Origin of the sequence: Agarivorans sp. Alg241-V36 (genome assembly GCF_900537085.1) — a bacterium.
Taxonomy (GTDB): Bacteria; Pseudomonadota; Gammaproteobacteria; order Enterobacterales; family Celerinatantimonadaceae; genus Agarivorans.
Map to the genome: position 1 here is coordinate 98178 of NZ_UNRE01000006.1, position 23905 is coordinate 122082.

Consider the following 23905-nt stretch of genomic DNA (forward strand, 5'->3'; position numbering starts at 1 on the left):
GGCATTATTGTTGGAAGAGAGAATACCATGAAGATTTGGGTAGATGCCGACGCCTGTCCGGTGGTGATTAAAGAGATTTTGTTTCGCGCTGCCGAACGAACCCAAATACCTTTAATCTTGGTGGCGAATCAGTACATTAAAACGCCGCCCTCTAAGGTGATTAGTAGCCTGCAGGTAAGTGCGGGTTTTGATGTGGCGGATAACGAGATTGTGGCGCGAGTTGCGGTTGGCGATTTAGTGATTACCTCGGATATTCCCTTAGCCGACGAGGTGATTACCAAGCAGGCTCAAGCATTAAGCCCAAGGGGCGAGCTATATACCAAAAGTAATATTAAGTCGCGACTCAACATGCGTGATTTTATGGATACTATGCGCTCTAGTGGGGTGCATACTGGCGGCCCTGCAGCGCTAAGCCAAGCCGACCGCAAAGCCTTTGCTAGCCACTTAGATTCAATTCTCGCTAAACATCAATCAGCCAAATGAGGCTAAGCTGGTCTACTTAAAAATGAAAAAAGCTTAAGCACTGGCTTAAGCTTTTTTATTTGAATTGAGCTGCGCACTAATACTTAAAGCGATTTACTTGAGTCACCATTTGATGGCCTACTTCTAGTAGGTCTTCGGTGGCTTGTTGCAGTTGTTTACTGTCTTCACTGAGTGATTGCGCGCCAAGACTCAGCGATTCCATATCTGCGGTCACCGCACTAGTCACATTAGATTGCTCTTCACTGGCGCTGGCTATCATGGTGATCATGTCATTGACCGAGTTCATCTCTTGGTTTATTTGCACTAACGATTCACCGGTGCCTTCGGCTGATGAAATAGTCTGGCTGACCATTTCTTTACCCGCTTGAGTGGCTTGGTAAGAGGTCTCAGCCTGGCTTTGTAAATCTCCAATAATGGACTCAATTTCTGAGGTAGATTCATGGGTTTTACTGGCGAGAGCGCGTACTTCGTCGGCAACTACCGCAAAACCTCTGCCTGATTCACCTGCTCGAGCCGCTTCAATGGCGGCATTTAGGGCGAGTAAGTTAGTTTGCTCGGCAATACCCTTAATCACATCTAATACGCTGCCAATGTTGTCGCTCACTTGCTTGAGGCTAGTAACTTCATCAGCGGTGCGGTCAAGGTTTTTCACAAGCTCACTCACCTGTGCAATGTTGTCATCAATGGCTTGGTGTCCATCCATGGAAAGCTGGTAAGCCTGCTGAGTGCGAGAGGCGGTGCTTTCGGCATTGCCTGCAATCTCTTTAGTCGCAATGCCAAGTTGCTGTAAGTTGGTTAAAGACGTAGAGGTTAGTTCGGTTTGTTCAAAGGTATTGGCGGTGTTTTTGTCGTTAATTACGCGGACACTTTCAGATACCAACTCTAGCTGAGTCGCAGCCTCTGCCATGTCTTGCACAATGCTTTGTACTGTTTCGATAAAGCTGTTGAAGTTGTGGCCAAGTTGGCCTATTTCATCTTCGCTAGTTACCGGAATGCGCGCAGTTAAATCGCCATCGCCTTGAGCGATGCCCGCCAGTACGCTATTCACGTTAGCGAGTGGTGCGATAATCACTTTACGCAGTGCGAGAATCAGCAGCACGATAATCAGCGCCGTCATTAAAATGATGGTTAGGATGTCTTCGCTTAACTCACTGCTTAGGGCGCTGTTAATCGCCTGTTTGGTGACGCTAATTTCGATAGTGCCTAGCGGTTTGCCATCCCAGTCTAGTTCAATGTTAATGGTTTCATCTGGACTAGAGCCCGAATCGTGGTTTTCGGCCATTAGTTTGCCACGCTGATCGCTTACCTTTATGCCTGCAATCATCGGTTCATCGATAAAGGCATCAATGGTGGCTTTGATTACGTCAAAGTCATAAACAAACACTGGCTCTTTTAGAATGATGCTCATTTGTTTGGTGAGCGCCTGCTTATCGCTTTCGTATTGCTGGTTTAATGAGGCGCTGCTAAGCCAATATAGTGCGCTGACGACAATGACCCCAGACACCAGAATAACGATAACGAGTAGGGAGGCGAGTTTTGCGGTAATTGTTTTCATATAATTATTGTCCAGCCAGTGGGTCAAACCAAATCTTCTGCGGAATGGCATTCACTTTATCGGTGAGGTAGGGGTTTTCTAGATCAAATATGGTGCGCTTTTCTAGCTTGCCTAAGGCCAAGGCATTCTTTACGTCTGGGTCATTAAGAAACAGTTTTTGGTAACTGCCTTCTTCAAACATTTGATAAAGAATATCGCTGAGGTGTTTGGCTAAGCTTTGATTATCTTTTTTCACAAAAAAGAAAAATGGCATCTTGTAGCGCAGCATGACATAGCTATCAATGGTGAGATTGTATTTTGCTTCGCGCTTCACTTCGCTCCAAGGCTCGAAAATGCCGCGAGGGAAGTAGTCACAGCGATCTCCCTCTAACATGGCGAATATATTGCTATAACCTAAGCTTTTAGCCACTTTTATACCGTTGGCTTCAAGAATGGCGGTATCGGCCCATAACTTACCTTGGCAGGGAATGTATTGGCGCATTTGTGCAAAACTGCTTACGTTTTTGAAGGTGTCGCTTTTGTCTTGTTCAACAATGCCTAGGCGCATACCCAAGGTGCCGCGATAGAGAGGAAAGTAAACTGCTGTTTGTTTCTGCTCTCGTTCAGCCGAGGTGGCTGTCCAAAATAGATCGAGTACGCCCTCATTTAAATCGGCCACGGTTTTGGAAAAGGAGGTTTCGCCAGCATCGCCATATGGATAACCCACCGAGTCATAAATATCGCTGCGCTTAACGATTTCTTTAGCGAGAGCAAACGGCAAGGTTTCGCCCTTGGGCGAGCCCGGAATGTTTAAGGTTTTGGCAGAACATATTGATGATAAAAAAATCAACAGAAAGAGAGTCTTTTGCATATAGCCTCCATGCTTTTATATAGCTTAGATAGGGCTGCTGAAGAGGTATATGATTAGATTTTAAAGCGTGATTTAGATCAAATTTATAATTCTTTGATGACTATTTGCTAAGCAATGTAGTGAGAATTAATCATTGCTTGTTACTTTGGTAAGTAGTTGAGGATTTTAGTGATTATTGAGGTAAGTAAATGGGCAAGCAATTTAGTGCAATGATTCCGCCGCACATCGAGTTTATCGCAGAGCAAAAAATGTTTTTTGTGGCAACCGCAGCGGCCGAGGGAAAAGTGAATCTGTCGCCAAAGGGTATGGACTCATTTCGAGTGCTTAATCAGCAGCAAGTGGTTTGGCTCAACTTAACCGGCAGTGGCAACGAAACCGCTGCACATCTAAAACAAAACTCACGCATGACCATTATGTTTTGTGCCTTTGAGGGCAAACCGGTGATACTACGATTATATGGTCAAGCCAAAGCCATCCATCGTGGCGATGCAGAGTGGCAGCAATACATTGAATTATTTCCCGAGCAACAAGGCGCACGGCAACTGTATCTGCTAGACATTGATATGGTGCAAAGCTCCTGCGGCATGTCGGTCCCTTTGTTCGACTTTGTGTCACAGCGCGATGAATTGGCCAACTGGGCTAGCAAACAAGGGGAGCAAGGTATCCATCAATATTGGGCGAAGAAAAATCAACATAGTTTAGATGGCGTCGCCACTGATATATTGAGCCGCTCTGGTCTGGCCGAGGAAACTGAAAATTAGTTTGAGCTATAACTATTATCTAACTACTTATTTAGATCTTTATGAGGTGCATTAATATCTAGTAGTGGTGAGGCGTCGATGGATTGGGCGTCCATCATTGAGGCAATATGCTGCAAAGACGACAAAATTTGTGTTTTTTCCCAGTCTTGCAAGCTTTCAAAACGCTGAATAAATTCTTCGTGAAGCAGTGGCGGTACGGTGGTGAGGATGCTTATCCCCTTCTCGGTTAGCCTTGGGTTCACAATACGTCGGTCGCTTGCGCTGCGGATCCGCTCAATTAGCTGGCGTTCCTCTAAACGGTTCAAAATAGTGGTTACCGTGGCTTGGCTTAGCGATACCTCGTCCGATAAGTGCTTCACTGTTACGGTACCTAGTTCTTCAATTGCTCGCAGCACCATTACTTGAGGAATGGTTAATCCACAAGCTTTCACAATCCGTTTAGATTGCAGATCTGTAGCGCGAATGATTTTGCGCAAAGAGATGAGTACGTCTTGCCAGTAAGCCGATTTTTGCATTGGTGGTTGCGGGTCAAATTGGTTTTTTCGGGAGTATATCCCATACTTAAGGCACAGGGTATACACCGCAGTTAATTTGAACTCTAATTATTTGAAGTGTATGATCCTAGGCGCTATGAAAGCACACAAAGGGAAGGATAGGGATATGAAGCTAAGATACGCAGCACTGCTTTTGGTGAGCGGATTTGCTCAAGCAGAAGACAGCTGTGGCAGTGTTACCATTGCCGACATGAACTGGAGCTCTGCAACAGTTATTGCCAATGTAGACAAATTTATTTTAGAACATGGCTACGGCTGTGACGCTGAACTGGTGCCAGGGGACACTATGCCAACCACCGTCTCTATGATGGAAAAAGGCGAACCAGACATTGCCCCTGAGTTATGGACTAACTCTGCCAAAGAAACCCTAGAGCGTGGCGTAGCCGAAAAACGCTTACGTTTTGCCGGTAAGTCATTATCTGACGGCGGTGAAGAAGGTTTTTGGGTTCCTCAGTACTTGGTTGACCAATACCCAGAAATCGCCACCATCGAAGGTGTTAAAAAACACGCCAAATTATTTGTTCATCCAGAAAGCAAAGAACTTTCAGGTTTCTTCGGCTGTCCAGCTGGCTGGAACTGTCAAATCTCTGCAAACAACTTATTTGAAGCTTTAGAGCTTGAGAAATCAGGTTTTGAACTAATTGATCCAGGCTCAGGTGCTGGTTTATCTGGTTCTATTGCTAAAGCTTATACTCGCGAGCAAGGCTGGTTTGGTTACTACTGGGCGCCAACCGCGGTGCTAGGTAAATACAAAATGGTAAAAGTAGATACCGGTAATGGTATCGACGAGCAAGAATTCTTAACTTGTACTACTCAAGAAGATTGTGAAAATCCAAAAGTAACCATGTACCCACCTTCAGCTGTGCATTCAGTAACAACTGAAAGCTTTGCTAGCAAAGCACCAGCTGCTTATGAATACATCACAAAGCGTTCATTTACCAATGCGCAAATGAACGAGTTATTAGCTTGGATGGAAGACAACCAAGCCGATGGTGATGCAGCCATGTACCACTACTTAAGTGAAAATCCAGATAGCTGGAAAGCTTGGGTGCCGGAAGATGTTGCCGCTAAGGTAAGTAAAGCCTTAGCCAGTATGTAGTTTGAGTAAAAAAAGGCCAACCTTAGGTTGGCCTTTCGCGTTTTTATATAGAGGTAGTTAGTTATGGCGGATTCGTCATGGTTGGAACGTTTTCCACAAATGAGTCGAGCCGATCTCACCGTTATTCGTAAAGCTTTAGATGGTGCATATCGTGATTTTTCCCGAGAGTATGGCGAAGCCATCGAATCGTTTTTTGATCCCCTTCTGCAATTTTTAGTTTGGTTTGAAAAACTGCTGATCACCACACCTTGGTGGTTGGTATTGATTGTATGTGCAGGCTTAGTGTATTTGGCTAGTCGTTCTTGGAAGTTAGTCATTGGCTCCGTAGTCTCGCTGCTATTAGTGGGCTACTTTGGTATGTGGGAAGACATGATGCGAACCATGAGCATCATTACCGTGTGTACCATGTTGGCGATTGCCTTAGGCATACCCATTGGCATCATCATGGCGCGCTCCAATCGCGCTCAAGCCATTATTACCCCTATGCTCGACGTTATGCAGACGCTGCCAGCATTTGTATATTTGATTCCGGTAGTAATGTTGTTAGGTATTGGCAAGATACCTGGCGTAATTGCGGTAGTTATTTACGGCATACCACCGGTAATTCGTTTGACCAACCTAGGTATTCGTTTAGTTGACAAAGAAGTACTCGAAGCGGCTACGGCTTATGGTGCTAGCGCCTGGCAACGTTTGTTTGGAGTGCAAATGCCGCTGGCAATGCCAACCATTATGGCAGGCATTAACCAAACCATTATGATGGCTTTGTCGATGGTGGTTATTGCCTCGATGATCGGCGTTAAAGGTTTAGGCCAGCCGGTGTTAAAATCAATTACCAACCAATATTTCACTTTGGGTTTGCTTAACGGTTTAGCCATTGTTGCTTTAGCTATTATTTTTGACCGTGTGTCGCAAGCTTATGCCAAGCGCACCCAAGCTCACCTTCAAGGATTAAAGCATGACTGAGCCGCTAGTTAAAATTCAGGGCTTGTACAAGCTATTTGGTGAGAACCCTAAACAGGTAATGTCGCGGGTGAAAGCTGGAGAAAGCAAAGATAAAATCTTAGCTGATACTGGCCATACACTGGGCCTAAAAGACATTAATCTTGAGATTCAACAGGGTGAGATTTACGTAATTATGGGCTTGTCGGGCTCTGGTAAATCAACCCTTATTCGTCACTTCAATCGCTTAATTGACCCTACCGAAGGGGTGATTAGTATTGAAGGCACCGACGTGATGAAGTTAAGCCCTAAAGAGCTACAAGACTTTCGTCGTCATAAAATGTCGATGGTATTCCAGCGCTTTGGCCTAATGCCACATCGCACGGTAATTGAAAACGTGGCCTATGGTCTCACCGTGCAAGGTGTGGCAAAAGAGCAGCGTTTAGCCAAAGCTCAAGAATGGTTAGATACTGTAGGCTTAAATGGCTACGAGCAGCAATACCCAGCGCAATTATCTGGTGGGCAACAACAGCGTGTTGGTTTAGCCCGTGCCTTGGCTACCGATGCTGAGATTCTGTTGATGGATGAAGCCTTTTCAGCTCTGGATCCACTGATTCGCAGTGAAATGCAGGATCAGCTGATTGAGTTGCAAGAAACCTTGCACAAAACCATTATCTTCATTACTCACGATTTAGATGAAGCTCTACGTTTGGGTGACAAAATTGCCATTCTTAAAGATGGTGAGGTCGTTCAGCAAGGTACGCCAGATGATATTCTGCTGCATCCTGCCACCGATTATGTAGAAGCCTTTGTTAAAGACGTAAACCGCGCTCGCGCCTTAACGGTTGAAACAGTAATGCAACCGCCTGCTCGCCGGATTACTGCTGACACCATTTGCGAAGCCTTGCAGCAGATGAAGAAAATTAAAGGTGATTATGCCTATCACGTTACCGATGATGGCTATCAAGGTATCGTCACTCAAGATGCCTTGGAAGAAGCTTCAATCCATAAAGCGGGTGAGCAGCTTGAATCTTGTGAGTATCAAGATGTGCCAACGGTTTCTCCTGATGCGATCATTGAAAGTGTGCTTACCGAAAGTTTAGAAACGGAGTTTTCTCTGCCGGTGGTAGATGAAGATGGCAACCTTAAGGGTGAGTTAACCCGCAGCTCTGTGGCGGAAGTATTCGCCGAACCAGAGACTGAAGAGGAAACAGCAAACGCTGCCTCGAAATAATAATGTCAAACAGCCTTGTTAGAGTCCTTCTAACAAGGCTTTGATTTTTCTACTATATAGAGCTTATTACTAGGAGATGGTTTTGAGTTTTATTATTTGTCCTATCGATGCTTCACACAACCAAGCGGTAAAACAGATCATTCAGCATGGTGGCCGTGAGTTTGGTGCTATTGGTGATGGTTTTGGCCCTTCGGACACTGAAGTAGAGGCGATGAGTCTTCACTACAATCAGCCTCAACGGGGTTATTGGGTGGCGCTGCAAAACGACATTGTAGTGGGCTGCGGCGGCATCGCAGAACTTGACGATGCTTCCAAGACTTGTGAATTACGTAAGCTGTTTGTTAACCCGCAATGCCGAGGTCAAGGCCTTGGTAAAGCTCTGGCTGAGCATTGTTTACAAGAGGCTAAAAGGCGAGCTTATAAGCAGTGTTACCTAGATACTTTGAGCAGCATGCACTCAGCTATTGCCTTGTATCAAGCCTTGGGTTTCTATCATTTGCCAGAGCCTTTTTCTGCCAGCATTCATAGCGGCTGCGATGTATGGATGATGAAGGCATTGTGATTTTATAACTGAGAGTAGCTATGCAGATTAAATTGTTCGATCCTCAGGATGATATAGCAAAGCTTGCCGAGGTAATGCTAGTGCTGCGCCCAAGCTTTACTAAAGAACAGTTGATGGAACAAATAAGCCTGCAACAGCAACAGGGCTATCAATTGGCTTATTTAGTCGCAGATCAGCAAGTTGTTGCGGTAGCGGGTTTTGTAATTGGCTGGAAGTTGTCTTGGGGTAAGCATTTATACTTAGATGATTTAGTCACTGTGGAAAATGTGCGTTCAAAGGGCTTTGGTTTGCAGTTGCTACAGTGGTTGGAGAATTACGCTAAACAACAGGACTGTGGGCAATTTCACTTGGGCTCAGGAGTACAGCGTTTTGGCGCTCATCGATTTTATCTGCGTAATGGCTTTGATATTAAGAGTCATCACTTTACCAAACACCTAGGCTAGACGGCGTATAACACAAGAGTAATCAAAATATACAAAAAGAGCAGCCACTGGCTGCTCTTTTTTACTTAGCGCATTGCTAAATCAACATGGCCTACAGAGCAGAGTTGTTGCATGCGGTCATAGGTTGTAGCAAAACCTTTTAGAGATATTGAATTTCTATCTAGTTTTACATTACCCGTTGTAATAGCTTGATCGCTAAATAATAAATACCTACCGCGCTTTAGCTGTTCAACTTGTTCCATTGAACTTAAGCTATAGTTCACTTGGCTAAGTGTGGTTTTTAGTGCTTGGTTATCAACAGATACGTGCTGGCTTGGGCCATTTAGTAAGTTGTGTTTAACCGAAACGCTACCATCATTGGCACAGCTTAGTTTTAGTACAGCGTATCCGTCGATGATACCAACTAAACCTCGAATTCCTGCTGGGCGCTTACCTTTGCTAGTGGTATAGCTTTGATAGTTAATTTGAGCATTGGCATTGATAAATTCCGCAGGAGTGGTTTCTACCAAATGACTGTTAAATGCCCATGATTGAAAAGACAGCGTGCTAAGCAATCCAATCATTGTTGCTAATGTTCTCACGAAAGTTCCTTGATAAATATCTTTATAATTCGTTTACTTATTAGCCTGTTTTTCCGTTTTGATTTGAATATACAGATGCAAAAAAGTGGATACAAGTTTGTATGACAAATTGCGCGGTTTTTTCATAAATTTGTGTTAACGCTAACGTTTTTCTGCTCCAAGCAGAGCTCATTGACTCGTAAATAAGTTTGCCTAAAACCCTGTAGCGAGATTGTTGATCGAGTAATGTTATGGTTGGCTAAGGTTGTTGTGGCTTGTATAAGTCGAATATGATCTTGGTTTTTTAGTTGATTGGTTTGTTGCGGACTAAGTGGCAGGCCGAATGTTGGCAGGTGTTGCTGGTCATCCAGTATCGCATTGTTATTGTTCATCAGGTTGTGGTGAACATTAACTTCGCCGTTTGCCGCGCAGTTAAGTTTTAAGGTGGCGTAATTATCAACCAAGCCTACTAGACCCTCTATCCGAACCTTTATTGGCCCCTTGCTGGTTTGGTGAAACAAGTAGTTTACTTGCGCGTTAGGGGTTATTTGTTCGCTGGGAGTTGAATGAATTTTATAACTATTGAAGGCAAAGCAAAGGCTTGAGCTCAAGCTCAGGCTAAGCAATAGTAGTAATCGCACGTTTAATCCTTAAGTCGATGCTAAACATTACTAAGCCCTCGCTGGGCGATTAAGGGCAGTATTAAAGCAGACTAATGTGACAATTTACGCGGTGTGATTGGTAGTGTTTTAAAACACATCATAGGATGTTGATTTTTATTGAAATCAATTCATATTTGTTTAATGACTTGCTTGAAATTTCAATTAAAACATAGGGCTAAGTGGGATGTTTAAAGTGGGACAGTTGATTAGGGACGCTCAAGAGGGTGACAGCCTGCAAATTTGCCAAATCTATAATTACTATATCGAAAACAGTGCAACGACCTTTGAAGAGCAGAGGGTTGAGCAATGTACCATGGCGAAGCGCATTGCCTCGATTCAAACTAGCTTGCCTTGGTTAGTATATGAAGAGGCTGGTGAGATTCTTGGGTACGCTTATGTTAGCCCATGGAAAGAACGCAGTGCTTATCGCTTTGCGGTCGAAAGCTCAATCTATATTGCCAATAGTGCAGCAGGTAAAGGCATTGGTAAGCGTTTGTATCAAGCCTTGTTAGAACGATTGGCCGACTATTCTATAAGCACGGTCATTGCTGGCATTACTTTGCCAAATCCCGCTAGCATCGTATTGCATGAGCGCTTGGGTTTTAACAAAGTAGCAGAGTTCGAGCGAGTGGGCTTTAAGTTTGGCAATTGGATGAACGTGGGTTATTGGCAGCGGCAGATAAAAACAGAAGAGCAGCTCAATCACTTGTCGAATAGGGACTAGTTATGTCGAAAATTGAATTTTCTAGTGAACAAAAAAACGCCTTGGTCAGCAAAATTCAAGATTATTGTGAGCAGCAATTAGATCTTGAAGTAGGCCAGTTTGATGCTGAGTTCTTGTTAGATTTCTTTTCTGAAGAAGTGGGCGCTTATTACTACAATCAAGGCTTACAAGATGCTCAAACAGTGGTGCAGAATCGTATTGATAGCATTGCTGATGAGCTTTATGAAATAGAGAAACCCACCAAATGGTAATCGGAGAGAAGGCTAGCGATGAAAACAATAGGCATTATTGGTGGCATGAGCTGGGAATCCAGTCTTAGCTACTATCAACAGTTAAATATTGCGATTAAACAGGCCAAGGGTGGCTTGCACTCGGCAAAAGTTAACTTGGTGAGCGTTGATTTTGCAGAGATAGAAGCCTTGCAACACCAAGGTGACTGGCCTGCTTTGGCCGACAAAATGGTAGCTGCGGGTTTATCGGTGCAAGCCTCCGGCGCTGATTTTTTACTCATTGCTACTAATACTATGCACAAAGTGGCAGCAGAGGTAGAGCAGGCTTTGCAGATCCCTTTGTTGCATATTGCCGATGCCACAGCCGATAAATTGCTGGAGCAAGGAGTAAACCGAGTTGGCTTGCTAGGTACCCGTTTCACTATGGAGCAGGATTTCTATAAAGGGCGACTAGAGCAACGCGGCTTGCAAGTATTGGTTCCACAAGAAAAGGGTATTGAAACAGTTCATCAGATTATTTATCAAGAGCTGTGTTTAGGTGACATTAAGGCTGAGTCTCGAGAACTTTATCTTACAGAAATTGCTGAGTTAGCGGCGCGAGGTGCCGAGGCGGTGATCTTGGGGTGTACTGAGATTGGTTTATTAGTCCAGCAAAGTCATTGTGATTTGCCGCTGTTTGATACCACTGCCATTCATGTTGCAGCTGCTGCGGCTGAGTCTTTAGCGGATTAAAGCGTTAACGCTAGGGTTTAAAAACAAAAAACGGTCCGTAGGGACCGTTTTTTTAGCTTAAAGCTAGTGTCTAATTAATCTAAGACCAATTAGATACTTATGCCTTAAAAAGCAGCTTAAGCAACTTTTACGTTAGCAGCTTGAGGGCCTTTAGGACCTTCTTCTACTTCAAAAGTAACTTCTTGGCCTTCAGCTAAAGTTTTGTAACCTTCGCTTTGAATAGCACGGAAGTGTACGAATACATCTTTACCGTCTGGACGCTCGATGAAACCAAAACCTTTTTGCTCGTCGAACCATTTTACGCGACCTGTAGCCATGAGTAATCTCCAAAAATAATAAATAAAACTTGCCCAAAAATAGACAAATTAGGGTGCCGAAAGATGCAGAAATTACTTACGAACAAACAGGGTGAAATCGCGAAAAATCAACGTATTTGTATGGGGCATAAATATCCGCTGTAACCTTTACCAGCGAGCGAAGTGTAACGTATATTGGGGTAATGTAAAGGTGTATTCGTGATCTTTCGTCAACTGTTCAGAGCAGTGGGGTCACTTCTCTTGAATCAAGCATACCCGCGGGCTAGCTAGCCATTAGACTTTAGTTTAAGCAACAAGGACTGTTATGAACTTAAAAATGCACCAAGTAGATAGCTTTACTCGTGATCTTTTCAAGGGCAATCCTGCTGCGATTATTGTCTTAGAGGCCTGGTTAGAAGATAGCGTAATGCAGGCGATTGCTATTGAAAACAACCTTTCTGAAACTGCCTTTCTAGTTGCTAGCGAACCTGGTCAATATTTTATCCGTTGGTTTTCGCCGATCTGCGAAATTGACTTCTGTGGTCATGCTACGCTGGCTGCCGCTCATATTTTGTTTGGCCAACAGCCAGCATTGCAAGAGTTACATTTTACCACCTTGCAGGTGGGTGAGTTAAAAGCTCGTCGTGGTGATGGCGGTTTAATTGCTATGGACTTCCCAAGTTGCCCACCACACATGGAATTTGAAACGCCTTCCGCTTTGCTGGATGGTGTATCTGTTAAACCCAATGAAGTATGGCGAAATCAACAGGCCTATTTTCTGGTCTATGAACAACAATCGCAAATTGAAGCCTTAGAGGTGGATCTTGAATTGCTAGAAACGCTGGCCCCGTATGATGTGGTGGTAACCGCACCGGGAGAGCAGTTTGACTTTGTCTCTCGCTATTTTTGGCCGGCTAATGGTGGCGCCGAGGACCCAGTTACTGGCTCGATTCACGCTGGCTTAACGCCGTTTTGGGCTAAGCACTTAGGCAAAGACCAGTTGTTGGCCTATCAGGCTTCTCAACGTGGTGGGATCTTACATTGCCAACAAGTTGGCGAGCGGGTAACTATTGCCGGGCATGCCAAAACCTATTTTGAAGGCACGGTGTTTTTATAAGCCAGTATTTTAGTAGCCAAGGACAGAACTATGAACCAGCACGAAAAATTAAACTATGTGGAATTTCCCAGTAGTAATTTAGCGGCCACTAAGCAGTTTTTTAGCCAGGCTTTTGGTTGGCAGTTTGAGGACTTTGGTGAGCAATACAGCGCTTTTTCTGGTCAAGGTTTAGATGGCGGTTTTTTCCAAGCCCCTTTGTCGTCTAATACCGAAAATGGCGCCGCCTTATTGGTTTTTTACAGCGAAAAACTTGAAAACACCTTAAGTAAAGTAGAAGCCGCCGGTGGGCGAATTGTAAAAGATATTTTTAGTTTTCCTGGTGGGCGACGCTTCCATTTTTGCGAACCTAGCGGCAATGAATTCGCAGTGTGGTCAGACAGTGAATAAGACTAGCTCCTACACAACTTGGCTAGCTACTGTTACAGCTTTAATTGCCTTTGCCGGTAACTCGGTGCTGTGCCGATTAGCCTTAGGCGAGCCACAAATTGATGCCGCGAGCTTTACGGCGGTGCGATTATTGGCTGGCGCAATTACCTTGGCGATATTGCTGAGCTTAAAGCCCTCTTCTGGCTCTACTCAAAGTAAAGGCAGTTGGTGGTCTGGCTTGATGCTATTTAGTTATGCAGCTTGTTTCTCCTTTGCTTATCTTTACTTAGACACAGGAATTGGCGCATTGATATTGTTTGCCGCGGTGCAGCTGAGCATGGTGGGGATTTCTGTCTTTAAGGGCGTTCGTTTAGGCCTAGGCGAGCTTGCCGGTATTTTGTTGGCCTTTAGTGGTTTAATTGTTTTACTGACGCCTAGTGAGCAAGCCTCGGTGTCGCTGCTAGGTTTTGTTCTTATGTTAGTTGCCGGCTGCGCTTGGGGAGTTTATACCTTGAATGGTCGAGGCTCCTTAAGCCCTAGCAGAGATACCTGTTTTAACTTCTGGCGCAGCCTACCATTTCTGGTGCTATTGCTGCCTTGGCTGGCCATGCAATCTTCTATTAGCACATACGGCTTAATCTTGGCAGTGAACTCGGGCGCGCTGGCTTCTGGGCTAGGGTATTGGATTTGGTATATTGCCTTGGGCGGATTATCGGCGAGCCAAGCTGCAGTGCTGCAATTGCTGGTACCATTGATTGCCGCACTAGGAGGGTGGGTATTTGCTAGTGAGCCGCTTGGTTTAGGTTTTTTACTATCGGCAGGGTTGGTATTAGGCGGCATTTTACTCACCATCTATAGTCGTCAACGACTTGCAAAAATAGCAGTGCAGGGAGGCTGATATGGCGCAAGTGCTTCAATTAATAGTGGGACGAGACTCAACCTGGTCATTGCGGGCTTATCTTTGTATGCAGTTGGCAGAGCTCGAGTTTAGCTGCAGCGCAATTGCACTGGGTGAAGCAAACTATCAGCAACAACTCGCAAAGTTGTCACCCAGTAAACTAGTGCCAGTATTGCATGTAGACGACTTGGTAATTCATGACTCTTTAGCCATTAGCGAGTATCTAAATGAACAATCTTCAGGCAAGCTTTACCCGGTTCAAATTCACATGCGCGCTCAAGCTCGTAGCTATTTAGCAGAGTTGCATGCAGGTTTTATGGCTATTCGCCAAGGCTTGCCTTTTCATTTTGAAGAACAAGGCAAACCCACTGATTTATCGGCCGAGATAAGGGCTGAGCTAGAACGCTTGAGCACTATTTGGCAACAGTTTGACGGCTGCTTTGCCTTCAATAAAGCTGGAGCTGTTGATGCTTTTTATGCAGTAATGGCGTTGCGTTTAGCCAATTACGGTATCGAGTTTGATGGTGCAGCGGGGCGTTATCAGCAGCATCTTATTTCTTGGCCGCTATTTCAACGCGCCATAGACATAGCGAAGCAATGGTAATGGATAAGCCCTTAAAAGCGGAATTGCAGGCAGCTATTGCAAGCTACCCTGCAGCTGTGCAGCAACAAGTATTAAGGCTTCGAGCTGAAATTCAGGCAGTTGCTGCTAGTTCTGAAGGCGTAGGAGAGCTGTTAGAAACGCTAAAATGGGGCGAACTGTCCTTTGTGACTGAACAAAGTAAATCGGGCAGCACCTTGCGGGTTGCATGGCAAACTAAGCAGCCTGAGTATTTGGGTTTGTACGTAAACTGTAAAACCAGTTTGGTTGATAGCTATCAAACCTTGTTTCCGGGCTTATTTGTTTATCAAAAACAGCGCGCTTTGTTGCTTCCTTTAGACCAAGTTTGGCCTTTAGCCGAATTGCGGATCTGCATTGCCATGGCCTTGCGCTATCATTTAGATAAACGAAAACACTAATAACTACCGTTAAGCAGGAGAAGTCGTTGCGGTTTACTTCATGGATGAATGTTATTAACGCTTGTCGCTATTGGCTGGCTGCTAGCTTGTTATTATGCGCGACCTATAGCCAAGCTGCATTGGTAGACGGGCACTTAGAAGATGAAATATTGCCGGTGCTACAGCGTAATTTAGCGGGTACCTTTGCTGCCGATGCAGTGATTCACGACCGCGAAACGGTAACCATTGGTTTTGTAAACTTTGACCCTTCTGGCTTTATCCCCATTGACGATGACAACTTAGGTGGTGATGACGCTAACCGACTGAAAAACGAGTTAAAAACCATCACCTTACCATTAACCTTGGCTTTGCCTTGGTATGGTAAGGGCTGGGAAACTTATGCCACCGGACGCTTGGGTTATACCCAACGTTTTCACGATATTACCCTGTACGAAGAATTGGACCCTACGCGCGACCATGAAAAGCTTAGGGTGTATTCGGGCTTCTTAGCTGGTGGTGCCCACTGGGATGGCATTGATCATTGGCGCTTAAGTGCTGAGCTGGGCGGTAGTGTTCGGCGTTTAAAACAAGAGTACATTTATAACAATTCAATTAGTCAGGCTTTCCAGCCATTGTTTGATGGTGTGCTAACCAATTTTTCTCTTAACGCTTGGATGCTACAACCCAGCCTAGCTGTGCAGTATCAAAAACGTTGGAGTCACCACAAACTTAAATACCGCTCGCGCTTTGCCTATATGTACGGAGAGAGTTTTGGTTCCGATGTGCCGTCACATCAGGTGGATATTGCAGCCAGCTCTTGGCGAAATACCCTATTTTACTCGCATCCTATTGGCCGAATGTTGGACATTTCTTTTGCCGGGCAGCTTTCTGCTTCCCGTGTTGACCTAGGTGGGAATACTAACGAGGCCTTTCAAACGCCACATTACTACGAGTTTGGCTTTGATTTGTTAATGGGAACTGGCGCCTATGGTGAGGGCTGGATTGATAATGTAAGCATCGGATTATTGTTTAATTACGGCAGCGTGCTTAAAGGCGGCAGTTTAGTATTTAACTACAATACCTATTAAAACTCGCCAGCATCAGCCAGCGAGTGAATGTTTGATTCCCTTAAACTAGCAAGGTAAGTGACGCACTCTAAAGGAGCGTCCCTTCATTTTTCCGTGCTCTAGCTTTTTGCGAGCGTGCTTTAAGGCATCGCGTTCTACCGCTACATAGGCACGGTTATCAAACAGGTTAATTTTACCTACTTGGCTACCAGAAATACCGTTTTCGCCAGTCAGTGCACCAAGAATATCTCCGGCACGTACTTTTTGCTTTTTACCACCATCAATTTGCAGAGTCGCCATTAGCGGTGCAGTGGGCTTTTTGTTAAGTAAAGCCATCGACGGTAGTTCTTCGTCGTTAATGCTGCGACCAAGGTAGTCTTCTAATAAAGCTACTTTGTAGTGCTCTTTATCGCTAAAGAAAGAGCAGGCAATGCCTTTGCTGCCCGCACGACCTGTACGGCCAATGCGATGCACATGCACCTCGGTATCGCGGGCAAGGTGGTAGTTAAACACGGCATCTAAGGAATCTATGTCTAGGCCACGTGCTGCTACATCGGTAGCCACTAGAATAGCAGCGCTGTTATTGGCAAATTGCACCAAAGTTTGGTCGCGTTCACGTTGCTCTAAATCACCGTGCAGTGCTAAGGCGCTAAAGCCTAGTAGGCTAAGTTCATCAGCTACTTCTTGAGCTTCTCGCTTGGTATTACAAAACACTACGCTGGATTTAGGGCGGTGTTGCAGAAGCAGTAGGCGCAAAGCCAACATGCGCTGTTCATTGTCATCCACTTTGAAAAAGTGCTGTGAGATAGACGAGTTGTCGTGAGTGCTGGCCACTTCCACTCGCACAGGCTGCTGCATAATGTTGTTAGCGATGCTTTCAATTTGTTCAGGAAAAGTGGCACTAAACAGCAGCGTTTGGCGCTGTTTCGGGGCTAAGTCGATAATGGCATCAATGGCCGATTGAAAGCCCATTTCTAGCATGCGGTCGGCTTCATCTAAGATCAGGTTCTTCACGTTATCTAAACGCAGTGTTCCTTTACGTAGGTGCTCTTCAATTCTCCCTGGTGTGCCTACCACAATATGCGCGCCGTGTTCTAATGAGCCAATTTGTGGGCCAAAGGGCATGCCGCCGCACAAGGTAAGAACCTTAATGTTGTGAATGCTGCGCGCCAGTTTGCGAATTTCTTTAGCTACTTGGTCAGCCAGTTCGCGAGTAGGGCACAATACTAGGGTTTGAATGCGGAAGCGTTTCACTTCTAGAGCATTTAGCAAGCCTAAGCCAAAAGCCGCAGTTTTCCCCGAGCCGGTTTTACCCTGAGCGATAACATCTTTACCGGCTAAAATTAGCGGCAAGCTTTGCGCTTGAATTGGCGTCATTGAGCTGTAACCCAGGGTCTCTAAGTTTTTGAGCAAGTCTGGATGTAGGTCTAAGGTAGAAAAGTCTGTTTGGCTCACAATGGCGTCCTCTTCGAGGGAAAATTAGGGTATTACCGCAGCTGCTTTAGCATCGGGGGCGCGATAATAGCCGAAAACGTCTCGCAATTGGGTAAAAAATAGCAAGTTTTTCACTTTAATGGAGCCGAATAGCCAAAGTGTTTGTTAAAAAGGACTAAATAGACGCCGGTATTAGCCTACTGTGGGGTAGGGATTTTTTGCTCGGCTTATTGCAATAAAGGTTGTTCGATGGCTTGGTAGGCACTGGCAGAGTTAATTAAAGCATGGGCAGTAAGAGTAGGTACGCCATAAACTAGGGTTTCTACATCGTAATCTTGGTTTATTTTGTCGAGAAGAATGGCGAAGTCACCATCGCCAGACAGTAGCACAACCATATCCACTTCGCGGGCAGCTTCTAATACGTCGATAGTAATACCCACATCCCAGTCGCCTTTGGCAGAGCCATCGCTGCGCTGAATAAAGGGTTTAAGTTTTACCTCAAAACCAATGTGCTTTAAGGCATCTTGAAATTTGAGTTGCTGATTATCGCCACGATCAATCGCATAGGCGTAGGCTGCAACAACGCTGCCTTGCTCTTGCAATTGTTGCCATAACCTACGGTAGTTAAATTGTTTAGCGTAGGCCTCTCGGCAGGTGTAATAGATGTTTTGAACATCGGCGAATACGGCAATTTTTTTCACTAGGCGCTCTCTTAGCGGTTGGCTATGAAATGGCTGGCGGCTATTAGATGTTGCAAGCATTATTACATGCTCCTATTAAAAAGCCCCGCTCTTGCTGATTTGGATAAGCAAAAACGGGGGCTAGCTTAAATTATGCTCACTATAAAGAGCGTAAGAACTTCAGTAATTGCTCTTGTTCAGAAGGTGTTGCCGTTTCATAGGCTTCTCGTGCTGCACTGGCTTCACCATTGTGTGCACGCACTGCTGCGTCTAAACCTTTGGCCCGACCATCGTGCATAAACAATACAGTGCTCTCGTCGGCTGGGCGAGATTCGCGCTGGGCGACGGCGTGGGCAGCATTTTTCTGGCCATTTACGATCATGTCCATACTAAAGGCTGCTACGTCGGCGGTGCGACCTAAACCCCACAGTGGCGCGGTTCTAAACAAGCCGTCACCTAAATCGTGAGTTAGCAAGTCGGAGTATGGGCGAATCACATTCCCTTGTTGGGTTATCTGGGTTTCGGTATGACAGCTGCTACATTGCATGGCGTTGTTAAATAGTTCTTCACCGGCCAAAACGTCTGCATCAAACAGTAAACTTTTATCTCGCTGCGGTACCCCAACAAATTGGCTGTAGTTGGTAAGGCGTTCCACCATGGTGGTGTCTGGATTGTTTAGGCCAAAGTCTGTTGCAAGGGCAAAGCGCACAGAATCTTCAATGTCGAGGCGATTACCTTCCCAGCCAAAGCCTGCTTTACCGGCGAAGCTAACTTGTTCTAGCAAACCTAGGCCAATCAGCGGCGGAGCAATGCGTGGTCCAACATTTGGCACGTCAAAGATCACTTGGCTGCGGCCATCGTTAATATGACAGCTTTCACAGGTATTAAAGCCCGGATTTACGTCATCACCAATGTTTACCCGTAGGTCTTCATGTTGCTCTACAAAGTCACGAACCACTTTTAACGATGAAGTGTGTTCGTGCTGCATAAATGCTGCGGCACGTTCAAACTCATTGGCGCCAAAGGCATCGATACTGGCATCACCGCCTAACAAGGCGCGTGGATCGCTCGACTCTTTTGCCCAACCATGGCCTTTCACGTAGTAAAGCATTTGTGTGTAAAGGTTGAAGTCGGCACTGTCTTTGGGAATAACCCGCAATTCCCAATCGATGTTTTGCCCATAAGACAAGCCTTGACCGAGATTACAAACAGCGATGTTGCCACTGGCGTCGCTAGGCGCACATTGGTTGCTCAGTGAATGACGAGGGCTACCGCCACCGGCACGCTCTTCGCTGCCTTCAATACCCGACCAGGTAATATCGATGGTTGAATCAAGTGTCGAATAAGACTCGTAGGTTAAGTCTACTTGGAATAACAAGTCTTTACCCGGCTCATCTTGTAACAAGCTAATGGTGAAACGAGGAACGTTTTTAAAGTGACCAGCACTTTGGTTTACTGGGTCGATACGCTCGTTAAATACGTTGTGGTCGTTAAAGAAGCCCTGCGGGTGCTGGAAGCGTAGCCAACCGGCAAAGTCTTCAGACTCACCGGTGTAGGCACCGTTTACACAACCCTTGTTAAGTCCATACAAGGCACTATCGTGATAAGCCAATGCATCACCCAGTTCATTGACTAATGGAGTGACTAAGCGCTCGAAGGACACGTAGTAAACGCTATTTCCGTCTAACCAATCGCTCGGTACGGTCATGGTTGCTCTGTCACCATTACGGGTGGCATCTACGCTACCAAGTAGTTTTAGGCGGCCTTCGCTGTTGTTGCGGAAGAATACCGTACGTGCATTGGTTCCCCATACTTTACTCGCAAGCTCAGAGCCTGCTTGAAACACAACTTGGTTGTTTTCGGTATAAATGTGATAGCCATAAATTGGCAACGTTGTGCCGTTGTACATATCTCCACAGGCTGGTACTACCGACTTCTCCCAAGTGTTGTCAGCAAAGCTTGCACTTGGTAGATCGGCGACCCACCACACGCTGTTAACACTGTGGCCAGTGGTGTCGCCAGGGTTGCTGTCGCCAGCGAAGTAATAAAGAGGTTCATTATTTAAAGTGAGTTGCAGGCTGCCATCCTCACGGGCGCTTACACCCAAGCCGCTAACCCCACTAGGCGCTAGAATATCGCTGGCCGAGTCAACAATAAATGGTGGCCAAGTGGTGGCACAATTTCCGTTACATTGGCTAGGACCGGCATTATCTATATCAAAGGTATATAGGGTGAATCCCGGCTGACTCGCATCATTTCCGGCACTTAAGAAGCTACCTAATACAGGGTCGTTTGAGATGTTCACGGTGTCACTGATAACAGCTTCAACGTTTACATTTAAACTCGCTTCTACACCCGTAAAGCTATGGTCTGCGTTGGCTAGTTTGGCGACGGCGGTATGCAGACCAATTTCTAGATTGCTAAGGCTGATTGCAGTGTTTGAATATTGCGGCCCTAAGTCTTCTCCGTCCACAATCAAGTGGAAGTGTTGTTCGCCTTCGGCGATCGGCCAGTTGGCGAGCGCTGGGGTAATAACCCAGTCTTCACCTTGTTTAATAGTAGCTGGGCCACTTAAGTTAATGCTTGGCTGGCTGCCCGCTTGTACATCTACTGTTGCCGAGTCTTCAGCTGTTGCACCTTGGTTGTCGCTTGCTACTACACGAATTTGATAGTTGCCAGCAATCACATTGTTAATGGAGGTGGTGAATGGAGCGCTATTTACTTCGGCAATTAAGTTCTCTGTGGCATTGGGCGCTGTAGCATAAAAACGCACATTACTAATGCTGCCATCGCTGTCTTCTGCTGACGCATTTAAAGTAAGGGTTTCGCCAGCGACCACAGCGCTTGGGCTAGTACTCAAACTTACACTGGGGGCTTGATTACTCGGCGGGGTATCGCCCGCCAAAAATACTACGCCTGTTCGCTCCGCAATAAACTGGCTTAGGCTGTTGTCTTGAACTTTAAACTCTAAATCGTAGCTTTGGCCTAATTGAGCCCTTACATCACGATAGTAGATACCGTTGTCTAAGGTTGCTGCGCGACAATCACCATTAATACATAGATAGTTCCAGTTAGCCGTCCAGCCCTGATCGAGATGATAAACCCGCATGGTATTGTCATCGATGTAACTAATGCCGAACTCTTCGCTAGGTGCAACAGGTTGCTCCGGTTGTTCACTCGCCTTCACTGTAAAACTGGTACTATCACTTGCAGTAGCTGCTTGGTTATCGCTAGCCACTACGCGCAGTTGATAAGTACCTGCTAGCAAATTAGCTACGTTTGCTTGGTAAGGAGCGGCGGTGTCGCTGGCTAGTAACTGCTCGCTCGCGCCCGGTGCTGTTAAGTAAAAGTTCACCGAGTTAATAGAACCGTCGCTGTCGCTAGCAGTTGCAGTGATGCTAAGGTCATCTCCCTCGCTTAAGCTATTACCCACCGATGAAATAGCCACGCTGGGCAGCTGATTACTCGGCTGTTCACCACCCCCAGTACCTTGTTCAAAGGCAAAAGTATCGTTAACGATATATTGGCTAAGCACCGCGTCTTGAACTTTAAACTCAATGGCGTAGCTTTGACCTAACGTGGCGCTTACTTCACGATAGTATTCGCCATTGGCTAGAGTAGCGGGGCGACAATCACCATTAATACATAAGTAGTTCCAGTCAGCTGTCCAACCCTCATCGAGGTGATAAACACGCATGGTGCTGTCGTCTACATAGCTAATACCGAAGTCTGGCTTAGGCCCTACCACTGGTGCGTCAGTTATCACCACGTTAACCGGCTCACTTAGGGTGGTTTCACCAGTCGTGTCAGTGGCTAGCGCTTGAATGCTACTTACATCGTTGCCATCAATTTGGCTGGCAAGAGTAAAAATATAAGGCGCATTGTTCGCTACCAAATCTGCTTGGTTTTGACCATTTACCAGCAAGCTAACTGAAGCAATGCCATCGCTGTCACTGGCATTCACTGTGACTTGTGTAGATTGGCCACGGACAATTTCGATGCTGCCATTGGCTTGAATGCTTACTTGGGTATTGGCGCTAATTACTTCAAGTTTAACACTGTGATTGCTGCTAGAGCCCGCTGCATCAACCGCAGTAATGTTTAGGCTGTTGCTGCCTGCCTGCAAGTCGCTAGCGGCGATAGCCCAGCTGTAAACGGCATTGCCAAGGCTTTGGCTAGGGTAGGCGATACCGTTAATGCTTAGGTCAACTATATTCACCCCTTCTGGGCTATCGACAACGGTGCAGCTGTAGCTGAGATCTTGTCCTTCACTAATTGGGCTGCTTGGCTCGGTTGAACAATTTGAAAATACCGGCCCGTTGTTTTGTTCTCCGGCCAAGATAAAGCCATTTTCTGGGCTGACTAAATCAATAAAGTGCTGCTTTATTTCGGGGTTTTGCTGCACTCGCGAATCAGTATATTTAAAGAAGTTAGCGCCAGCTTGATCAGCTGCGCTCTCCCATTGTGGTTGGGCTGTCCAGTCTGCATTAATGTAATGCCAAGCTTTGTTTACCGTGCGCATGATTTCGGCATTTTTTTCGGTAAACCAATCTAGATTGTTGACGATGGTTACTGGGTTAGCACTGCCTTGGGCAACTTGCTGGCTGCTATTAAATGGCAGTTTGTAGTCGTACTGAACACCTAAATCACCATGCGGAGTAACTTCAGCGATAAACAGCGGCAAGCCTTCAATTTCGGCGATCTCGGCTTCTTCGTTTATGTCGCTATTAAATTGTGAAACTCCTACCCAATCTACATATTGCTTACCTGGCCAATATCCTTGCTCGGTATTGCCTAAGGCTTGATTACTAGGGCGACCGGTGCCGTGGTAAGCATCCGATTGCCAAACGTGAGCAACGTTAGTTACTCCTTGCGCGTCTAAGAAACTACGAACATGTTTAAAGATACCCCGAAAATGTTCAAAGCTTAAACCGTGAGCATCGCCGTTAAATTCATAACAAGTTCGTAAAAAGAAACCGGTTTCATTGTGGAGTTTGAAAAAATCCGCTAACTCAATCAACAGATCGTCATGCGCGCCGTCGTTGTATAAGCTAGGGGCTTGAGCATTGCCAGGACAAAACATCCCCAGCGCTACTACTTCGGGCTGATAGTTCTCAATCACCCATTGCGCGTTTTGCACTCCGGAACCCCATTGGTTGCGGCGTTCGCTATCCGCACAGCCTTGTGCTTGGTTGGAGTTGTAGTTGTCGAGGTTTTTAAGGCCATCTAAACCCTTAAAGCAGTAGTCGGTAACGTCTTCGGTCGCACCGCGGGTAAGGGTGGTGTACATAGTAAACCCATGGGGGCGGGGTAAGGATGGATCGGCCATGTATTGTTCAATAGATACTTGGTCCTGACCCAAGATAAATAAGCGTTCTCCATCAACGGGAATGGCGGGTTTTCCTGCGCCATACGCGTTGCTGGTTATTAAGCCAGCACCTGCAATTATTGCGTAGCGTAACAGGCTGAGCTGCGGTTTTTGTATGTCCATATATCTCTCGCATTTAGTTTGGTTAGCACTGCCAACTTGGATTGAGAAGTTGACATATTGTTTGCTAGAAAGTTAGCTTTCTTATTAGTTTCAGTGACTTAATATATAATTCTAGATTTTTGTATCTATATAATTTTCTAGTGGTGGTCGCAAAATCACCAGTTAAGGT

The 23905-nt window shown here is 45.7% G+C and carries 25 protein-coding genes; 16 read left to right on the forward strand and 9 right to left on the reverse strand.

Annotation, left to right across the window (positions count from 1 at the left end):
• The first annotated feature begins 27 nt into the window (after positions 1-27).
• Positions 28-483: a YaiI/YqxD family protein gene (locus tag G6R11_RS14520; protein ID WP_163133807.1), complete on the forward strand. Its 456-nt coding sequence runs from the start codon at positions 28-30 to the stop codon at positions 481-483.
• Positions 484-559: 76 nt separating this feature from the next.
• Here G6R11_RS14520 and G6R11_RS14525 read toward each other — a convergent pair whose 3' ends face one another.
• Both G6R11_RS14525 and G6R11_RS14530 read right to left on the reverse strand, forming a co-directional pair.
• Positions 560-2038: a methyl-accepting chemotaxis protein gene (locus tag G6R11_RS14525; protein ID WP_163133808.1), complete on the reverse strand. Its 1479-nt coding sequence runs from the start codon at positions 2036-2038 to the stop codon at positions 560-562.
• Positions 2039-2042: 4 nt separating this feature from the next.
• The gene (locus G6R11_RS14530; protein ID WP_163133809.1) at positions 2043-2888 is read right to left on the reverse strand and encodes an ABC transporter substrate-binding protein; all 846 of its coding nucleotides are present in this window, start codon (positions 2886-2888) and stop codon (positions 2043-2045) included.
• Positions 2889-3076: 188 nt separating this feature from the next.
• Between G6R11_RS14530 and G6R11_RS14535 the strand changes: the two genes are divergently transcribed.
• The gene (locus G6R11_RS14535) at positions 3077-3649 is read left to right on the forward strand and encodes a pyridoxamine 5'-phosphate oxidase family protein (protein WP_163133810.1); all 573 of its coding nucleotides are present in this window, start codon (positions 3077-3079) and stop codon (positions 3647-3649) included.
• A 23-nt stretch (positions 3650-3672) separates the two neighbouring features.
• On the opposite strand, the gene G6R11_RS14540 is transcribed toward G6R11_RS14535, so the two are convergent.
• Positions 3673-4164, reverse strand: coding sequence for a MarR family winged helix-turn-helix transcriptional regulator (locus G6R11_RS14540; protein ID WP_163133811.1), 492 nt, complete (start codon positions 4162-4164; stop codon positions 3673-3675).
• 145 nt (positions 4165-4309) lie between these two features.
• On the opposite strand from G6R11_RS14540, the gene G6R11_RS14545 reads away from it, so the two are divergent.
• The 5 genes from G6R11_RS14545 to G6R11_RS14565 all read left to right on the forward strand — a co-directional run bounded on the left by G6R11_RS14545 (position 4310) and on the right by G6R11_RS14565 (position 8480).
• Positions 4310-5302, forward strand: coding sequence for an ABC transporter substrate-binding protein (locus G6R11_RS14545; RefSeq protein WP_163133812.1), 993 nt, complete (start codon positions 4310-4312; stop codon positions 5300-5302).
• A gap of 63 nt (positions 5303-5365) precedes the next feature.
• Positions 5366-6265, forward strand: a complete 900-nt coding sequence (locus tag G6R11_RS14550; protein WP_163133813.1) for a proline/glycine betaine ABC transporter permease — start codon at positions 5366-5368, stop codon at positions 6263-6265.
• Positions 6258-7475, forward strand: coding sequence for a glycine betaine/L-proline ABC transporter ATP-binding protein (locus tag G6R11_RS14555; RefSeq protein ID WP_163133814.1), 1218 nt, complete (start codon positions 6258-6260; stop codon positions 7473-7475). The genes G6R11_RS14550 and G6R11_RS14555 overlap by 8 nt, the downstream gene beginning before the upstream one ends.
• Before the next feature lie 76 nt (positions 7476-7551).
• Positions 7552-8037: a GNAT family N-acetyltransferase gene (locus G6R11_RS14560; RefSeq protein ID WP_163133815.1), complete on the forward strand. Its 486-nt coding sequence runs from the start codon at positions 7552-7554 to the stop codon at positions 8035-8037.
• 20 nt (positions 8038-8057) lie between these two features.
• Complete coding sequence (locus tag G6R11_RS14565) at positions 8058-8480, forward strand: GNAT family N-acetyltransferase (RefSeq protein ID WP_163133816.1); 423 nt, start codon at positions 8058-8060, stop codon at positions 8478-8480.
• Between the two features lie 65 nt (positions 8481-8545).
• Here the strand turns inward: G6R11_RS14565 and G6R11_RS14570 are convergent, their stop codons facing one another.
• The gene (locus G6R11_RS14570) at positions 8546-9061 is read right to left on the reverse strand and encodes a hypothetical protein (protein ID WP_163133817.1); all 516 of its coding nucleotides are present in this window, start codon (positions 9059-9061) and stop codon (positions 8546-8548) included.
• Between the two features lie 122 nt (positions 9062-9183).
• Positions 9184-9681 carry a hypothetical protein gene (locus G6R11_RS14575; RefSeq protein WP_163133818.1) on the reverse strand — a complete coding sequence of 166 codons (498 nt, stop codon included), beginning with the start codon at positions 9679-9681 and terminating at the stop codon, positions 9184-9186.
• A 205-nt stretch (positions 9682-9886) separates the two neighbouring features.
• On the opposite strand from G6R11_RS14575, the gene G6R11_RS14580 reads away from it, so the two are divergent.
• The 3 genes from G6R11_RS14580 to G6R11_RS14590 are packed head-to-tail and all read left to right on the forward strand — an operon-like array spanning position 9887 to position 11388.
• Complete coding sequence (locus G6R11_RS14580) at positions 9887-10426, forward strand: GNAT family N-acetyltransferase (protein WP_240352480.1); 540 nt, start codon at positions 9887-9889, stop codon at positions 10424-10426.
• Between the two features lie 2 nt (positions 10427-10428).
• Positions 10429-10677, forward strand: coding sequence for a DUF2164 domain-containing protein (locus G6R11_RS14585; protein WP_163133819.1), 249 nt, complete (start codon positions 10429-10431; stop codon positions 10675-10677).
• Between the two features lie 18 nt (positions 10678-10695).
• Positions 10696-11388 carry an aspartate/glutamate racemase family protein gene (locus tag G6R11_RS14590; RefSeq protein ID WP_163133820.1) on the forward strand — a complete coding sequence of 231 codons (693 nt, stop codon included), beginning with the start codon at positions 10696-10698 and terminating at the stop codon, positions 11386-11388.
• Positions 11389-11504: 116 nt separating this feature from the next.
• On the opposite strand, the gene G6R11_RS14595 is transcribed toward G6R11_RS14590, so the two are convergent.
• Entirely contained in the window at positions 11505-11705 is a 201-nt protein-coding gene (locus G6R11_RS14595) for a cold-shock protein (protein WP_016399963.1), read from the reverse strand.
• A 304-nt stretch (positions 11706-12009) separates the two neighbouring features.
• Here G6R11_RS14595 and G6R11_RS14600 point away from each other — a divergent pair, with 304 nt between their 5' ends.
• Genes G6R11_RS14600 through G6R11_RS14625 form a run of 6 tightly spaced genes read left to right on the forward strand, consistent with a single transcriptional unit; the run spans position 12010 to position 16152 of the window.
• Positions 12010-12801 (forward strand): PhzF family phenazine biosynthesis protein, encoded by a 792-nt coding sequence (locus G6R11_RS14600; protein ID WP_205472847.1) that lies wholly within the window; start codon positions 12010-12012, stop codon positions 12799-12801.
• A 30-nt stretch (positions 12802-12831) separates the two neighbouring features.
• Entirely contained in the window at positions 12832-13188 is a 357-nt protein-coding gene (locus tag G6R11_RS14605) for a VOC family protein (RefSeq protein WP_163133821.1), read from the forward strand.
• Complete coding sequence (locus G6R11_RS14610; protein ID WP_240352481.1) at positions 13181-14065, forward strand: DMT family transporter; 885 nt, start codon at positions 13181-13183, stop codon at positions 14063-14065. The genes G6R11_RS14605 and G6R11_RS14610 overlap by 8 nt, the downstream gene beginning before the upstream one ends.
• 1 nt (position 14066) lies before the next feature.
• Positions 14067-14669, forward strand: coding sequence for a glutathione S-transferase N-terminal domain-containing protein (locus G6R11_RS14615; RefSeq protein ID WP_163133823.1), 603 nt, complete (start codon positions 14067-14069; stop codon positions 14667-14669).
• Complete coding sequence (locus G6R11_RS14620) at positions 14669-15085, forward strand: DUF1801 domain-containing protein (protein ID WP_163133824.1); 417 nt, start codon at positions 14669-14671, stop codon at positions 15083-15085. Before G6R11_RS14615 ends, G6R11_RS14620 begins: the two co-directional genes overlap by 1 nt.
• Positions 15086-15111: 26 nt before the next feature.
• Complete coding sequence (locus G6R11_RS14625) at positions 15112-16152, forward strand: Solitary outer membrane autotransporter beta-barrel domain (protein WP_163133825.1); 1041 nt, start codon at positions 15112-15114, stop codon at positions 16150-16152.
• Positions 16153-16197: 45 nt separating this feature from the next.
• On the opposite strand, the gene dbpA is transcribed toward G6R11_RS14625, so the two are convergent.
• From dbpA to G6R11_RS14640, 3 genes are all read right to left on the reverse strand, one after another.
• On the reverse strand, positions 16198-17586 hold the full coding sequence (dbpA, locus tag G6R11_RS14630) for an ATP-dependent RNA helicase DbpA (protein WP_163133826.1): 1389 nt from the start codon (positions 17584-17586) through the stop codon (positions 16198-16200).
• Between the two features lie 206 nt (positions 17587-17792).
• Positions 17793-18266, reverse strand: a complete 474-nt coding sequence (locus G6R11_RS14635; RefSeq protein ID WP_163134060.1) for an NYN domain-containing protein — start codon at positions 18264-18266, stop codon at positions 17793-17795.
• A gap of 139 nt (positions 18267-18405) precedes the next feature.
• Positions 18406-23736, reverse strand: coding sequence for a family 31 carbohydrate-binding protein (locus G6R11_RS14640; RefSeq protein ID WP_163133827.1), 5331 nt, complete (start codon positions 23734-23736; stop codon positions 18406-18408).
• Positions 23737-23905: the final 169 nt, after the last annotated feature.